At 69.8% G+C, this 14975-nt stretch carries 17 protein-coding genes; 4 read left to right on the top strand and 13 right to left on the bottom strand.

The window, feature by feature from the left end:
- Positions 1-3 precede the first annotated feature (3 nt).
- The 6 genes from tatC to SD37_RS19670 all read right to left on the bottom strand — a co-directional run bounded on the left by tatC (position 4) and on the right by SD37_RS19670 (position 4071).
- A complete protein-coding gene (gene tatC / locus SD37_RS19695; protein ID WP_044853270.1) occupies positions 4-975 on the bottom strand; it encodes a twin-arginine translocase subunit TatC in 972 nt (323 codons plus the stop codon).
- A gap of 111 nt (positions 976-1086) precedes the next feature.
- Entirely contained in the window at positions 1087-1419 is a 333-nt protein-coding gene (tatA, locus tag SD37_RS19690; protein ID WP_044853269.1) for a Sec-independent protein translocase subunit TatA, read from the bottom strand.
- A gap of 37 nt (positions 1420-1456) precedes the next feature.
- Positions 1457-1666, bottom strand: a complete 210-nt coding sequence (locus SD37_RS19685; RefSeq protein ID WP_044853268.1) for a bacteriophage holin — start codon at positions 1664-1666, stop codon at positions 1457-1459.
- A gap of 9 nt (positions 1667-1675) precedes the next feature.
- Positions 1676-2653 (bottom strand): helix-turn-helix transcriptional regulator, encoded by a 978-nt coding sequence (locus tag SD37_RS19680; protein ID WP_044853267.1) that lies wholly within the window; start codon positions 2651-2653, stop codon positions 1676-1678.
- Complete coding sequence (locus SD37_RS19675; RefSeq protein ID WP_044853266.1) at positions 2650-3630, bottom strand: helix-turn-helix transcriptional regulator; 981 nt, start codon at positions 3628-3630, stop codon at positions 2650-2652. The genes SD37_RS19680 and SD37_RS19675 overlap by 4 nt, the downstream gene beginning before the upstream one ends.
- A 9-nt stretch (positions 3631-3639) precedes the next feature.
- Positions 3640-4071, bottom strand: coding sequence for a winged helix-turn-helix transcriptional regulator (locus SD37_RS19670; protein WP_037319641.1), 432 nt, complete (start codon positions 4069-4071; stop codon positions 3640-3642).
- A 103-nt stretch (positions 4072-4174) separates the two neighbouring features.
- On the opposite strand from SD37_RS19670, the gene SD37_RS19665 reads away from it, so the two are divergent.
- Positions 4175-5119: an NADP-dependent oxidoreductase gene (locus tag SD37_RS19665; RefSeq protein ID WP_044853265.1), complete on the top strand. Its 945-nt coding sequence runs from the start codon at positions 4175-4177 to the stop codon at positions 5117-5119.
- A gap of 90 nt (positions 5120-5209) precedes the next feature.
- Here the strand turns inward: SD37_RS19665 and SD37_RS19660 are convergent, their stop codons facing one another.
- The 3 genes from SD37_RS19660 to SD37_RS19650 form a co-directional block, all read right to left on the bottom strand.
- Positions 5210-6088: a TIGR03620 family F420-dependent LLM class oxidoreductase gene (locus SD37_RS19660; protein ID WP_044853264.1), complete on the bottom strand. Its 879-nt coding sequence runs from the start codon at positions 6086-6088 to the stop codon at positions 5210-5212.
- A gap of 71 nt (positions 6089-6159) precedes the next feature.
- A complete protein-coding gene (locus tag SD37_RS19655; protein ID WP_044853263.1) occupies positions 6160-6501 on the bottom strand; it encodes an ArsR/SmtB family transcription factor in 342 nt (113 codons plus the stop codon).
- 21 nt (positions 6502-6522) lie between these two features.
- Positions 6523-7416, bottom strand: coding sequence for an NADP-dependent oxidoreductase (locus tag SD37_RS19650; RefSeq protein ID WP_044853262.1), 894 nt, complete (start codon positions 7414-7416; stop codon positions 6523-6525).
- A gap of 70 nt (positions 7417-7486) precedes the next feature.
- Here SD37_RS19650 and SD37_RS19645 point away from each other — a divergent pair, with 70 nt between their 5' ends.
- Positions 7487-8074, top strand: a complete 588-nt coding sequence (locus SD37_RS19645) for a TetR/AcrR family transcriptional regulator (RefSeq protein ID WP_044853261.1) — start codon at positions 7487-7489, stop codon at positions 8072-8074.
- 7 nt (positions 8075-8081) lie between these two features.
- Here the strand turns inward: SD37_RS19645 and SD37_RS19640 are convergent, their stop codons facing one another.
- Complete coding sequence (locus tag SD37_RS19640; protein ID WP_236725421.1) at positions 8082-9095, bottom strand: WD40/YVTN/BNR-like repeat-containing protein; 1014 nt, start codon at positions 9093-9095, stop codon at positions 8082-8084.
- A 104-nt stretch (positions 9096-9199) separates the two neighbouring features.
- On the bottom strand, positions 9200-10558 hold the full coding sequence (pafA, locus tag SD37_RS19635) for a Pup--protein ligase (protein WP_037319655.1): 1359 nt from the start codon (positions 10556-10558) through the stop codon (positions 9200-9202).
- A gap of 147 nt (positions 10559-10705) precedes the next feature.
- On the opposite strand from pafA, the gene SD37_RS19630 reads away from it, so the two are divergent.
- Positions 10706-12184 (top strand): bifunctional phosphatase PAP2/diacylglycerol kinase family protein, encoded by a 1479-nt coding sequence (locus tag SD37_RS19630; RefSeq protein ID WP_044853260.1) that lies wholly within the window; start codon positions 10706-10708, stop codon positions 12182-12184.
- On the opposite strand, the gene SD37_RS19625 is transcribed toward SD37_RS19630, so the two are convergent.
- The gene (locus tag SD37_RS19625) at positions 12181-13155 is read right to left on the bottom strand and encodes an ArsR/SmtB family transcription factor (protein WP_044853259.1); all 975 of its coding nucleotides are present in this window, start codon (positions 13153-13155) and stop codon (positions 12181-12183) included. The two genes, SD37_RS19630 and SD37_RS19625, sit on opposite strands and share 4 nt — an antisense overlap.
- A 287-nt stretch (positions 13156-13442) precedes the next feature.
- Between SD37_RS19625 and SD37_RS19620 the strand changes: the two genes are divergently transcribed.
- Positions 13443-14081 carry an RICIN domain-containing protein gene (locus SD37_RS19620; RefSeq protein ID WP_044853258.1) on the top strand — a complete coding sequence of 213 codons (639 nt, stop codon included), beginning with the start codon at positions 13443-13445 and terminating at the stop codon, positions 14079-14081.
- Between the two features lie 108 nt (positions 14082-14189).
- Here the strand turns inward: SD37_RS19620 and prcA are convergent, their stop codons facing one another.
- Positions 14190-14948: a proteasome subunit alpha gene (prcA, locus tag SD37_RS19615; protein ID WP_083255017.1), complete on the bottom strand. Its 759-nt coding sequence runs from the start codon at positions 14946-14948 to the stop codon at positions 14190-14192.
- Positions 14949-14975: the final 27 nt, after the last annotated feature.

The raw sequence follows: 14975 nt of genomic DNA, 5'->3' as shown, positions 1-14975 counted from the left end.
GGATCAGGTGACGTCGTCGGTGCTGGTCCGCTTGCCGTTCGTGGCCGCGGAAGGCTCCTCGTCGATCGTGCTCGGCGTGTAGTCGAACGGCGCGGCCTCGTCGTCGGCGAGCTGGTCCCAGCCCTCGGTGCCGCGTTCCTTGTCGAGCTTGCGGTCGTGGAAGCGGGCGATCTGGATGGACAACTCCAGGAGCACCACCAGCGCCCCCGCCAGGGCGATCATCGAGAACGGGTCCGAGCCGGGTGTCGCGAAGGCGGCGAAGACGAACACGACCATGATCAGACCGCGGCGCCACTTCTTCAGCGTCTGGTACTTCAGGACCCCGACGCGGTTCAGCATCACCACGAACAACGGGAGTTCGAAGCTGACACCGAAGATCAGCAGCAGCGACAGGATGAACGAGATGTACTTGTCACCGGTGAGCGCGGTGATGAACTGGTCGCCACCGAAGTTCATCAGCAGCTCGAGAGCGTGCGGGATGAGCAGGTACGCCAGCACCGCGCCCGCGGCGAAGAGGATCGACGCGAAGAAGACGAAGGTGAGCGCGTACTTGCGTTCCTTCGAGTAGAGGCCGGGCGCGATGAACGCCCAGATCTGGTAGAGCCACAGCGGGGCCAGCAGCACCGCGCCAGCGGCGAGGCCGACCTTCAGCTGGATCATGAAGGCTTCGAACGGGACCGTCTGGAGCAGCTGACAAGGGCCGTCCGCCTTGGCTCCGAGCCTGCGCTCCCATGGGATGCCACAGTACGGGCCGGTCATGATCTCGCCGAGTGACGGGATCACGCCCACCTTGGTCTGGAACCAGATGAAACCAATGATCCCGCCAGCCACGATTGCGAGCAGCGCGAAGCCCAGCCGACGCCGGAACTCGTAGATGTGCTCGATGAGCGTCATCGTGCCGTCGGGGTTGCTCCGACGGCTGCGCTTGCGCCGCTTCGTGCCGCGGCGCTCCTCACCGGAGGCGGAATCCGCCACTGGACAGTCCGTTCTCGTCAGGGTCCACCATGAGCGCGCCGTGACTTCGGCGCGCTCATCCGCGAACAGGCTCCGCTGTGCTGGCTGGAAGCTGGCTTGCTAAAAGACCGCTCAGCTGGCGTTCTTCTGTGCCTGCTCGGCCGGAGCGGGCGCGGCGGCCTGCTGCTTCTTGAGCTCGTCGAGCTGACGCTGGAGGTCGGCGACCTGCTTGTCCTGCGCGGTCGCGGCAGGCGCGGGCGTGGTGGCCTGCGGCAGCTGCTTGGTCTCGACCTCTTCGGTCTCGGCCGCCTTGTCCTTGTCTCCGGCCATGTCCTTGGTCTCGGCCTTGAAGATCTTCATGGACTTGCCGATGGACCGCGCGGCGTCCGGAAGCCTCTTGGCGCCGAACAGCAGGACAACGACGAGCACCAGGATGATGATGTGCCACGGCTGCAGCGCGTTCATCGTGTGCGGCCTCCTTCTTGAGTCTCTGGGTGAGATGTTACCGGTCTTCGAGCCCACGTCGTTGCGCGATCGCCACACGGAGCGCGGCCGACCGGGCGCGGAGCAGCCCTGTCCGTTTTCGGGTGTTCGTAGCCACCATGCTCATCGTATGGGTGAGTACGCGCAAGGCTCCGCGTAACTTGATCAGCAGAACAAAGAGCGCGATCAGCCCGGCGACGGCGAGCACGATGCTCGGCAGGTACGACACGGCGTCACCCTACTGCTCGTAGGTTGACGCAAGGTGACGTGCCCGCGCCAGCGCGTCGGCCGCCCGTCGACGAACCGCCTCCGCCAGCGCGGCGGGGCTCTCTACCTGCGCGTCTCCGCCCAGTCCGAGGATCAGCCGGACCATCCAGGACTCGTCGGCGTAGCGCATCCGGATGCGGAGCCGTCCGCCGTCGAGTTCGTCGAGTTCCTCGCACGGGTAGTACTCGGCGACCCAGCGGGTGTCGGGGTCGAGCACCAGAACGGCTTCCTGCTGATCGGGACGCGGGCGGAAGACGCCGTCGGAGATGTCGGTCGGCCGGGCGTGCGCGGGCGGGACGGCGGGTTCGTCGAGCACGGTCAGCTCGTCGATGCGGTCGAGCCGGAACAACCGGACGTCCTCCGCGCGGCGGCACCAGGCTTCGAGGTAGCCGACCGCCTGGACGATGAGCAGCCGCATGGGGTCGACGGTGCGTTCGGTGATCTCGTCCTTGGACGCGGTGTAGTACCGGATCCGCAGCGCGCGCTTCGCGGTGAGGGCGGCACGGACGGCTTCGCGGGTGCGGGCGGTCTTCTTGCCTTCGCGGACTCCCCCGCTGACCACGATCCCCGACGGCTGGGCCTGTCCCGCGGCGGCTTCGATCTTCGCGATGGCGCGGCGGACGGCGTCGGCGTCGACCACGCCGGGTGTCTCGGCCAGCGCCCGCAGCGCGACCAGCATGGCCGTCGCCTCGCCACCGGTGAGCCGCAACGGGCGGTTCATCCCGGCGTCGTGGGTGACGACGATCGTGTCGCCTTCGAAGGAGAGGTCGATCAGGTCACCGGGTCCGTAGCCGGGCAGCCCGCACATCCAGAGGAGTTCGAGGTCCTTGCGCAGCTGTTTGGGCGAGACGTCGAAATCGGCGGCGGCGTCGGTGATCTTGATACCCGGCCGGGCGAGCAGGTACGGCACGAGCGCCAGCAGGCGCGGCATCCGTCCGGTGGCGCTCATCGGGCACCGCCTGCGTGGGCGATGGCCTCAAGGCGGCTGAGGACCGACTTCGCGAGGACGTCGGGTTCGAGGACCAGGATGTCCGGACCGTGCGCGGTGAGCCAGTCGGCGGCGGATTCCGGGTAGTACAGGTCAATCTCCACGAGGTCGCCTTCTTCTCCTCCCGCGTCGCTGCGGCCGACGACACGGCCACGGCGGCGGACCCCGGCGGCCCGGCCGTCGGCGACCCAGACACTGGCGGTGGTCGGCGCGGACGGGTCCTCACCGCTGCTGGACGACACCATCTGCAGGAGGTTGACCCCTTCCGGGCGTTCGACGACGCCGGCCCTCCCGACGGGTTCGACCTTGCCGGTGACGCGGGAGAGCCGGAAGCAGCGGGAAGCGCCGCGGTCCCTGTCATGCCCGACGACGTACCAGCGGGCACGCCACGACACGACACCCCACGGTTCGAGGGTGCGGATCTTGCGTTCGGCCGAACCGCTGCGCCGGTACTCGAAGCGCACCGCCTGACCGGCCTGGACCGCGGCGAGCAACGGTCCAAACGCCGGTTCGGCGCGGACGCGGGGTTCGACGACGGTCGGGGCGTGGTCGTCCACCTCGACTCCGGCGGCGCGGAGCTTCACCAGCGCGCCCTGTGCCTCACCGGTCAGTTCCGGCGAATCCCACAGCCGGACGGCGAGGCCGACGGCGGTCGCCTCGTCGGGCGCGAGGTCGATCTCGCCGAGTTCGTAGTCGCGGCGCGCGATGCGGTAGCCGTCGATCGCGTCGAAGGCGGAGTTGCGGCCGGTCTCCAGCGGGATGCCGAGTTCACGCAGTTCCGTCTTGTCGCGCTCGAACATGCGGAAGTAGGCCTCGTCGCTGGCCGCGTCGGCGTACCCGGGCACGATGCCCCGGATCCGTTCGGCGGTGAGGTACTGCCGGGTGGACAGGAGGGCCAGAACCAGGTTGACCAATCGTTCGGCGCGTGCGGTGGACACCCGGTTACCCTAGCCCGCGCCGTCCGACCCGATGGTGAGAGCCGCCGATCGCGCGTCGTAACGGTCCCTGGCGGACTCGACCTCGTCGAACCGCGTCTCGGCCCAGTCCTTGATCCCGGCCAGCAGCTCACGGAGGCTGCGGCCGAGATCGGTCAGCTCGTAGTCGACGCGGACCGGCACACAGGCGGTGACGGTGCGGGTCAGCAGGCCGTCCCGTTCCAGGGTCCGCAGGGTCTGCGTGAGCATCTTCTGGCTGACGCCGGCGATCCGGCGCGAGAGGTCGCTGTAGCGCTGGGGCCCGTCGCCGAGGGCGACGAGGACCAGGCTGACCCATTTCCCCGAGACCTCGTCGAGCAGCTTCCGGGCCGGGCAGGCCGCGAGATAGGCGTCGTAGGCCCGTTTCTCCTCGTTCCGCCGTTCCTGTGCCGTGCGCGTGACCACGATCGCCGTACCTCCGCGTGGGTTGGGCACCTCGAAGTGCGTACTTCCCGATGGAGAGTAGCTCCCCATAAGTTCGGTCTCGACGACCCCTGGGAGGAGAGCGATGCACGCGATGGTGGTCCGCCGGTTCGGTGGCCCGGAAGTCCTGGAATCCATCGAGATCCCGGTGCCCGCGCCGGGAACCGGGCAAGTACGGGTGAAGGTGGCCGCGGCCGGGGTCAACCCGGTCGACGCCGCGACCCGGTCGGGTTTCCTGACCGAGGCGGGGATCATCCCGCCGCGGGAAGCGGTCGGGATCGGCTGGGACGTGGCCGGGACGGTCGACGCGATCGGCGACGGCGTCACCGGGTTCGCCGCGGGTGACGCCGTGATCGGCCTGCGGGACCGGCCGGCGACCGCGCTCGGCACCTACGCCGAGTACGTCGTGCTCGATGTGGACGCGATCGCCCGCGCCCCGCGGACGGTGTCCCTCGTGGAGGCCGCGACCCTGCCGCTGAACGGCTTGACCGCCCGCCAGGCGCTCGATCTGGTCGCCCTCCCGCCGGGAGCGACGGTCCTGGTGACGGGAGCCGCGGGCGCGGTCGGCGGGTACGCGGTCGCCTTGGCCAAGGCCCGCGGTCATCGCGTGGTGGCCGTCGCCGGTTCCGCCGACGAGGCACTGGTTCGCGACTTCGGCGCGGAGGTTTTCGTGCCCCGTGGCGACTTCCTGGCTGACCGTGTGCGCGCCGAAGTCCCCGGCGGGGTGGATGCCGCCCTCGACACGGCACTGCTCGGCCTCGACGCCTTGGACGCCGTGAAGGGCGGCGGGCGGTTCGTAGTGTTCGCGGCCGGCGCGGCGCCGATTCCCTTGCGCGGCATCAGGGTCGAGCACGTCTGGATCCGCGCCGACGGCGCCGCACTGGGCGAATTGGTGGCCCTGGTCGACAGCGGCGTGCTCGCCGTCCGGGTCGCGGAGACCTTGCCGCTGGACGACGCGGCAAAGGCACACGAGCGACTGGCGGAGGGCGGACTCCGAGGGCGAGTAGTGCTGACCGGCCAGGAGAGCTGAAGGGCGCTTTCCCCGCATCTCACGCGGTGAAGGGCGCTTTCCCCGCATGCGATGCGGGGAAAGCGCCCTTCGGCCAGGCGGACAGGAGCGTCAGCGCGCGGCCGCGGTCTGGGGCAGCAGCGCCTCGGCCAGCAGCCGCCATTGCGGCATGGCCGATTCCCCGGGTGCGACCCCGATGACCTGGACCCCGACGTGGTCGGCACCGGCGTCCAGATGTCCTTGCAGTTTCGCCGTGATCGAGTCGAGGTCGCCCCAGAACACGAGGTCGTCGACGAGCCGGTCGCTGCCGCGGCCGCCGTCGATGTCGGCTTCGGTGTAGCCGAGGCGGAGGAACTTGGCGACGTTGTACTCCGACGTGAGGTACACGTGCAGGTGCTCACGGGCGATCTCGCGCGCCCTGCCCGGGTCCGTTTCGAACAGCACCGCGTGCTCGACGCCGAGGAAGGCCTTGTCCCCCAGCACTTCCCTCGCCTTGGCGGTATGCGACACGGGCACGTGATAGGTGTGCGCCCCCTCGGAACGGTCCCGGGCCAGTCCGAGCATCTTCGGCCCGTACGCGGCCAGAAGCCGCCGCATCGGCGCGGCGGGCGCCGGGTTGGCGTTGGTGACCTCGTCGAGTTCGTCGAGGTACTCGTTCATCGCCTCCAGTGGCTTGACCCCGGGACGCGCGCCGCCGAAGCCGAGTCCCAGGACGTGCCTGCCCGGGTAGGCGTCGGCCAGCAGCAGGGCCGCACCATGGGTCCAGCGCGCTCCGCGGGATCCGATCCGCGCGATCCCGTTGACCACCGACATCCGTTCGGTGGACGCGAGCAGGAATCCGGCGTGGGTCAGCGCCTCGCGGCCGTCCCGTTCCGGGATCCAGATCGCGGGCCAGCCGAGTTCCTCCAGTTCCCGCACGGAATCCCGCAGCATGCTCGCCGGCTGCTCTTCGAAGTCGAACGTCCAGATCCCGAAACGCCCCAGTTCCATCTGTCTCTCCTCAGGTCGAGTCCCACATATCGAAGTATCGCAGATTCTCGATATGTTATTCCCGTCGAGGCTCAGATCGACCGTCCCAGCAGGTCGACGAGCTGGGCGATCCGCTGTTCGTCACGCCGATAGTGCGTCCACTTCCCCACCCGCGTGGACCGGACGAGCCCGGCACGCTGGAGCAACGCCATGTACGCCGACACCGTCGACTGCGCGAGCCCCAGCTTCTCCTGAAGATGACTCACGCAGACCCCGACCTCGTTCTGGTCGGCGATCGCCCTCTCCGGCGGGAAGTGCCTGTCCGGCTCGCGCAACCAGCCGAGCACCTGGAGCCGGACGGGATTGGCGAGCGCCTTGAACACCTCGACCAGATGATCGGTGGTGTCCGGGGCGGGGTCTGCGTGTGCGGTCATGGTCCGTCGAGCCTAGCCAACTCAGACGACGATGACCCGGCGTCCGCGCGTGTGCCCGGCCTGGCTGTCGATCTGCGCCTGCGCGGCCTCGGCGAGGGTGTACGACTTCTCGACCGGGATATGGAGCCTGCCCCGCGCGATGAGATCGGCGGCCTCGGCGAGGGCGTCCGGCAGGCTCCCGGCGACCCCGGAGAACCGGACGCCGAGCTCCGGGGCGCCGAGGTCGGCGATGGAGATCACCTTCCGCGGATCCCCGGTCAGCTCGACGAGTTGGGGGATCACGCCCGCGCCCGCGAGATCGAGGGCCGCGTCGACCTTGCCGAACTCGCGCACCAGCTCGGCCCAGCCGTCGTCGTACGTCGTGGCGAAGGCGCCCAGACCGCGCAAATAGTCCTGGTTCGCGGCGCCGGCGGTGCCGATCACCGTGATGCCGCGGTCGCGGGCGATCTGCAGCACCGCCGATCCGACCCCGCCGGACGCGCCGCTCACCAGCAACGTCTGCCCGGACTCCACCCCGACCTCACGGAGGACACGCAGCGCGGTCTCCACCACGGACGGATACCCGGCCGCCTCCTCGAACGTCAGACCCTCGGGCATCCGGGCCCAGGCCCACAGCACGGCGAACTCGGCATAGGTACTCGCACCTTCGCCGAAGACGGGATCGCCGACCTTCACCCCTTCGACGCCTTCACCGACCTCGTCCACCACCCCGGCCGCGTCCTGTCCGGCCCCGAAGGGCAACTCGACCGGATGGGCGCCCAGAACCTGACCTTCCCGGAGCCGCCAGTCGACGGGGTTCACCCCCGCCGCCCGCACCGCGACGCGTACCTGACCGGGGCCCGCATGGGGCTCCTCGGCGTCCGTGAGCCGCAGGACCTCCGGACCGCCGAACTCGGCGAAACTCACTCTCTTCATACGATCGACCGTAGCACTAACGGTTAGTGTTTTGAAACAGGTAGTGTTTTGCATCTGATAGCGTTAGGCGATGACAGAGCCACTGGGGCGCCGTGAACGCAAGAAGGCCGCGACGCGCCGGAAGATCGCCGAAACCGCGCTGCGGCTCTTCCTCGAACGCGGGTACGACGAAGTGGGCATCCGTGACGTGGCGGCCGAGGCCGACGTCGCCGTCACCACGCTTTTCTCCCACTTCGCCTCCAAGGAGGCTCTGGTGTTCGAGCTGGACGGCGACTTCCAGCACGGCCTCACCCAGGCGGTCACCGACCGGGCGCCGGACGAGCCGCTCATCTCCGCGCTGCGCCGCGAGATCCAGGCTCAGGTGCGCCATTGCGCGGCGGACGGGGCCGCGCCGGTCTGGCGCATGATCGACGGGTCACCCGCGCTGCGGGAGTACGAGGAACTGATGAGGCTCCGCCACGCGAAGGCGCTGGCGGCGGCCATCGCCGCCGATCTCGACGCGCCACGGACCACGACGGCCTGCCAGGCGATCGCGCGGTTCGTGGTCGACGCCCATTCACTGGCCCGCGAGTCGGCCGATCCGGACGCCGCGGTGGACGAGATCTTCCGGATGATCGAAGCGGCCTGGGAGGTCTACCGGCCGCAATCGGTGTCCTGAGCGCCGCTCACGACAGCCGGGCGGCCCTGCCCTTCGCACCACTCGCCCAGCACGCGCCGCGGGCGCAGTCGACCGAGTCGAGCGAGCCGGTGTCGAAGGACTTCCAATGCCGTCCGCCGTCCGGGCTCAGGTCGCTCCCGCCGGGTCCGACCGCGATGACGGTGTTCCCCCGCCAGGCCAGGCCGGAGCGGTAGCCGACGGGAGCCTCCGGCGGCGTCCGCCAGGTGCGGCCCTTGTCCGCGCTGAGCGCGACCGCGGGGCCGGGCGCGTTCGGTGCGGCGTAGTCACCGCCGATGGCCACACCGTGCCGCGGATCCCGGAAGGTCACCGAGAAGACCCCGGCCGAGGCGCCACTGGGCAACGGGGTGTCGGCGGCCGCCCAGGTCTTCCCGCCGTCGCCGGAGTGCAGGACGCGCGCGCGGGCCCCGCCGCCGGTGGCGATCCAGGCGTCGTGCGGACCCTCGGTGGTCAGGCACTGGCCGCTGGCGGCGAAGCCGAACTCACCGTCCAGCGCGGGGACCATGCCCTCGGCGGGCACCGGCTGCCACGTGCGGCCGCCGTCCGAAGTGGACTGCAGCCGGAACTTGCCGCCGACCGGGTCGCTCATCGCGAGGCCGCGCCGGTGGTCGAAGAACGCGACGCAGTCGTAGAAGGCGGCCGGGTCGCTGTTCTGAAAGGACAGGCGCCAGCTCAGGCCGCCGTCGTCGGTGCGGTAGATCCGGGACGCGTCGCCGGGCCCGATGGACAGGGCGACGGCGTGATCGGCGTCGAAGGCCTCGATGTCACGGAAGTCGAGCGCCGCGGTGCCGGGCGGGGCGACGGGCTGCCAGGTGCGGCCGCGGTCGGTGGTGCGCAGGATGGTGCCCCTGCTGCCGCTGACCCACGCGGTGCGGGAGTCGACCGCCGACAGCCCGCGTAACTGCGCGTCCGTGCCGGTCGGCGTCTCCGTCCAGGTGGGAGCGGGACACTCCGGCGCCGCGTGCGCGACCCCGGTGAACGCCAGCGGGACGACCGCCCCCAAGCAGGGCCAGCAGCGCACGACGCATCGGCGTACCTCTCCTCGAAGATCCGTGAAGGCCACCCTAGACGGCTCGGCGCCTTCCAAGATGGCCTTCACGGAGTAATTCAGAGCGAGGAGATGAGCCGCTCGACGCGTTCGTCCACCGAGCGGAACGGGTCCTTGCACAGCACAGTCCGCTGCGCCTGGTCGTTCAGCTTGAGGTGCACCCAGTCCACGGTGAAGTCGCGCCCCGCGGCCTGCGCGGCGGCGATGAAGTCACCGCGCAGCTTCGCCCGCGTGGTCTGCGGCGGGGTGTCCTTGGCCAGCTCGATCTCGCCGTCGTCGGTGACCCGGCGGACCAGACCCTTGCGCTGCAGCAGGTCGAAGATGCCGCGGCCGCGCCGGATGTCGTGGTAGGCCAGGTCGAGCTGCGCGATCCGCGGGCTCGACAGGTCGAGGTCGTGCTTGTTGCGGTAGCGCTCGACCAGCCGGTGCTTGATCGCCCAGTCGATCTCGGTGTCGATCTTGCTGAAGTCCTGCTGCTCGACCGCCTCCAGCGCCCGGCCCCACAGCTCGACGACCCGCTCCGACTGCGGCGACGACCCGGTCTCCTTGACGTGCTGGACGGCACGGGCGTGGTACTCCCGCTGGATGTCCAGCGCGGACGCCTCACGGCCGCCGGCGAGCCGCACCTGGCGGCGGCCGGTGAGGTCGTGGCTGATCTCGCGGATCGCCCTTATCGGGTTGTCGAGGGTGAAGTCGCGGAACTGGACGCCGGCCTCGATCATCTCCAGCACCAGATGCGCCGACCCGACCTTCAGCATCGTGGTCGGTTCGGCCATGTTCGAATCGCCGACGATCACGTGCAGGCGCCGGTAACGCTCGGCGTCGGCGTGCGGCTCGTCGCGGGTGTTGATGATCGGCCGGGACCGCGTGGTCGCGCTGGAGACGCCTTCCCAGATGTGCTCCGCACGCTGGGACAGGCAGTACACCGCTCCGCGCGGCGTCTGCAGCACCTTGCCCGCGCCGCAGATCAGCTGCCGCGTCACCAGGAACGGCAGCAGCACGTCGGCGATCCGGGAGAACTCCCCGGCACGGGTCACCAGGTAGTTCTCGTGACAGCCGTAGGAGTTGCCCGCCGAGTCGGTGTTGTTCTTGAACAGGAAGATGTCGCCGCCGATGCCCTCGTCCGCCAGCCGACGCTCGGCGTCGACCAGCAGGTCCTCGAGGATCCGCTCCCCCGCCTTGTCGTGCGTGACGAGCTGGACGAGGTCGTCGCATTCGGCCGTGGCGTACTCCGGGTGTGAACCCACGTCGAGATAGAGCCGGGAGCCGTTCGACAGGAAGACGTTCGACGAACGTCCCCAGGACACGACACGCCGAAACAGGTAACGCGCCACTTCATCCGGGGAGAGCCTGCGTTGCCCGTGAAAGGTGCACGTGACCCCGAATTCGGTCTCGATGCCAAAGATCCGCCGCTGCATCCCACCAGAGTAGGCGGTGAGGCCCCGCTGAAGGTGCGCCGTTCGGGCGGCGACACGCGGTCGGTACGTTGCGTTCGGTGAAAGGTGTGCGGAAAGTCCCGATCGGGTATCACGCACATGTCGGCCCGACCCGGAAGCGGTGAAACCGTGTTAAAGCAGCTCAAGCGCCCTTTCCGCAAGGTCGGGCGAACCGACCGGCGCCTGATGGCCCGGAGTGCGGCCCTCCCGAGGACGCGGGCCGACGACGTGATCACGTCACTTTCAAAAAGTGCGGACAAATCCAAACTCTGGTGGTGTGTCGCCGTACTGCTCGCGACGAAGAAGGGCCCGACCCGGCGGGGCGCGCTCCGCGGTGTCGCCGCCATCGCCGGGGCGAGCGCCGCCGCGAACCTGGTCGGCAAGCCACTGTTCCCCCGCCGCCGTCCCGCGGCCGAGGAGGTTCCGATGCACCGGCGCCTGATCCGGCGCCCGACCTCCTCGTCGTTCCCGTCCGGGCACTCCGCGTCCGCGGCCGCCTTCGTCACGGCCGTCGCGATGGAATCCCCCAAAACCGGCGCCGCCCTGGTACCGCTGGCCGCCGCCGTGGCCTACTCGCGGATCCACACCGGGGTGCACTGGCCCAGTGACGTCGGCGTGGGGATCGGCATCGGCATCGGCGCGGGCCTGCTCACCCGGCACTGGTGGCCGCTCAACCCCGATGTCCCCGGCCGCACCGCGCACACCGCCGAAGCCCCTGAGATGCGCGACGGCGAGGACATGCTGGTCCTGGTCAACCCGCACTCCGGCATCGACGGCCGCGACCCGACCGAAGACGTCCGGTTCGCCTGGCCCAAGGCCACCGTGCTGTATCCGGACCCCAAACAGGATCTGCGCGCCCAGCTCTGCGACGAGATCGCGGCCCGCGACAACACGGTGCGCGCGCTCGGCGTCGCGGGTGGCGACGGGACGGTCGCCGCGGTGGCCGCCGTCGCGGCCGACCACGACCTGCCGCTCGCGCTCATCCCGGCCGGCACGCTCAACCACTTCGCGCGCGACGTCGGCATGCGCTCGATGCCCGACGCCGACGCCGCCACCGAGGCGGGCAACGCCGTCGGCGTCGACCTCGGCGAGGTCGAGATCAACGACGACGACGATCACCGCTACTTCGTCAACACCGCCAGTCTCGGCGGCTACCCGGAAATGGTGCGGATACGGGAAAGGCTGCAGAAACGGCACCCCAAGTGGCCGTCGGCGGCGATCGCGCTCGCCCGCACGCTGCGGCGCGCGAAGCCGCTGGAGGTGACCCTCAACGGCAAGGAGGCCAGCATCTGGCTGCTGTTCGTCGGCAACGGCACCTACGCGCCGAAGGGGTTCGCGCCTTCGCACCGCCCGGCACTCGACACCGGCTTGCTCGACGTCCGGTACCTGCGCGCCGACCTGCCGTACTCGCGGGCGCGGTTCATCCTGGCCACGCTCACGAACAGCCTCAACGCCAGCCACGTCTACCAGGAACTCGACGTCCCGGAACTGCACGTCCGGCTGCTCAACGGCAACCGCCGCGTCGCCACCGACGGCGAAGTCGGCCCGCTCGGCAAGGACTTCCGCTTCCGGTCGCGGCCCAGCGCGCTCACCATTTACCGGCTTTAGGCACCCAGCAGCGCGCTGCCCAGCGGGGTCAGCGAGTGCAGCACGGCGTTGCGGTCGCGTTCAGTGGTGATCAGCCCCGCGCGCCGCAGCACGGTGGTGTGCTTGCTGACCGCCGACGGCGTCACGCCCAGCCGGGCGGCCAGCTCCGACGTGCTGCAGCCGACCGCGAGGACCGCCAGCGCCGCCGCCCTGGTCGGCCCGAGCAGATCGGCCAGTGCGCTGTCCGGCGATCTCCGCACGTCGCGGCCGTACCCCGTCGAGGGGGCGCCCTGCCGCACCGACGGATACAGCAGCCGGACCGGCGTCTCCCCCATGGCCGGGACGATCACCGGGCACACCGCGAAGTACGTCGGCGAGATCGTGAGGCCGGCCCCGCCCGTGCCACGGGAACCCGCGATCCCGTCGCCGACCTCCAGGACCGGGCACGACCAGCGCACCAACGGCCGCAGACTCGTCAGGACCGCGTCCACGCCTTCGTTCAGCAACAGCTGCGCCCGCATCCCGCGGTCCGCGTCCACCTGGGCCCGCGCGGGCTCCCAGCCCGGCGCCAGCGACAGCTCGAAGTAGTCCTGCAGCGCCTGGACGAGCCGCGGCAGCCCGGCGGTGTCGCCGTCCGGCAGTCCCGCCGCCCAGGCCGGCAGCTCCCGGTTGACCGGGACGTCCCGCAACGCCGACTTCAGGCACACCGGGTCGGTCCGGGCGATGGCGGCGAGCCCCGCCTCCAACCCGCGGTCCTCCGCCTCCGGGACGAGGAACGCCGGGATGGGCGCGTGCGGGCGGCACAGCCACAACAGCACCGAGGCCGATTCCACCAGCCCGAGCTTGACCCGGTGGCGCCAGCGGTTGAACAACGCCGAGCCCGCGTCGCGCCGCTGCAGGATCTGCAGGCTGGAAACCAGCTCGGCCAAGGGATCGGCTTCGGGCGCGAGCCGGACGCGCGTCAGGTCCTGCAACGTCAGCTCGATACGCACGGATGTCCTCGCCTTGATCAGAGTCTTCGCCGTGTGATCGCGAACCGCGTCGTTCCGTTACATGGTTGAACTGCTCTATTGCCGCTGCCGGAAATCTCCTCGACGGCCGTGGTTCAGACCTGAATGATGTTCGCAGAAGGTCCGCTTCTCGGGGGTTTACGCGGCGCCTTCTCTGAGGGGGATTCATCGGCAGGGCCCACCGGGCCGCGCTTTGTCGCGGTCCGGCGACTCAAGCCGCTCTCCTTCGGCTCACTGGGAGAAAACGCTTTCCACAAAGGGGAAAGAAAATGACGAAAATGAAGCGTCTGGCGGGAATCATCGCCGCCGCGGCGGGTGTCCTGACCCTGGTCACCGCGCCCGCCGCCACCGCGGCCCCGCAGCCCACCGGCGACGGGTTCAAGACGGTCACCGTCCACGGCATGAAGCTCATCCCGGTCAAGCGCACGCCGACCGGCGCGCGCACCCAGGCGGCCGGCCTCGCCGACGCGGACATGTTCCTGATCCCGTCCGGGCTGGACGCGAACAAGTGCTGGGACGCCGACCTGAACACCATCAACCGCAACGGCACCAAGATGCAGCTCTGGGACTGCAACTTCGACGCGGACCACCAGGCGTTCTACATCACCGACAACCCCGAGGGCTACTCCCGCTTCCAGAACGTGGCCAGCGGCCGCTACCTGGACGCGGACCTCAACACGATGAACGGCAACGGCACCATCGTCCAGCTGTGGGACTTCATCGCCGGTGCCAAGAACCAGTGGTGGGGCGGCACCGTCAACCCCGAGGGTTACGTCCGTTTCCAGAGCCCGAGCAGCGGCCGCTACCTGACCGCGGAGGGCAACTCGGCCAGCAACGGCACGCGGCTCCAGCTGTGGAGCTTCATCGCCGGTGGCCGTAGCCAGTGGTGGGGCACCGGTCCCGCCTGAGGCCATGAGCGGTCCAGGCCGCGACTGATCGGCTGAAAATCGTGAAGGCCCCCTTCACCGCGTCTAGCGCGGTGAAGGGGGCCTTCACGTATCTCACAAGGAAAGGGCTCAGTCCTTCTTGGACTCGCCTTCGGGCTTGTCACCCTCGGCCGCGTCCTTCTCCGGCTCCGGCTCGGCAGGCAGCAGCGCGTCCAGTGCCGCCCCGGCGACGCGCCGGAACTTGCGGCCGCGCCGCTCCCGTTCCAGGACGGCGACCTCGAGCTTCACCGGGTCCGAGTCGCCGTTCGCGGGCGTCGGGGTGTTGGCGCGCAACGCCTTCACCGCGACACCGAGCGCCGCCCCGAGGTCCATGTCGGACTCGTAGCTTTCCTTCAGCTTCGTGGTGAGTGTGTCGGCCTGACCGCCCATCACGACGAACTTCGGCTCGTCGAAGATCGAACCGTCGTAGGTCAACCGGTACAGCTGGTCCTCGGCGGCGGTCGCGCCGACCTCGGCGACACAGACCTCCACCTCGAACGGCTTCAGCTGCTCGGTGAAGATGCTGCCCAGCGTCGCGGCGTACGCGTTCGCCAGCGCACGCGCGCTGACGTCCCGCCGGTCGTACTGGTAACCCTTCAGGTCCGCGTGCCGGATTCCCGCCACCCGCAGGTTCTCGAACTCGCTGTAGCGGCCCACCGCCGCGAAACCGATCCGGTCGTAGATCTCCGACACCTTGTGCAACGTCGCCGAGGGGTTCTCGGCCACGAACAGCACGCCACCGCGGTACTTGAGCACGACCACGCTCCGGCCGCGCGCGATGCCCTTGCGCGCGATCTCGGAACGCTCCCGCATCAGCTGCTCGGGAGAGGCGTACAACGGCATCGTCACTGTGGTGCTCCGCTCTTTCTGGCTCTC

The sequence above is a fragment of the Amycolatopsis orientalis genome, from assembly GCF_000943515.2.
Lineage (GTDB): Bacteria > Actinomycetota > Actinomycetes > Mycobacteriales > Pseudonocardiaceae > Amycolatopsis > Amycolatopsis orientalis.
Note: the sequence above shows the minus strand (reverse complement) of the source record. Positions and strands in the feature narration are given on the sequence as shown.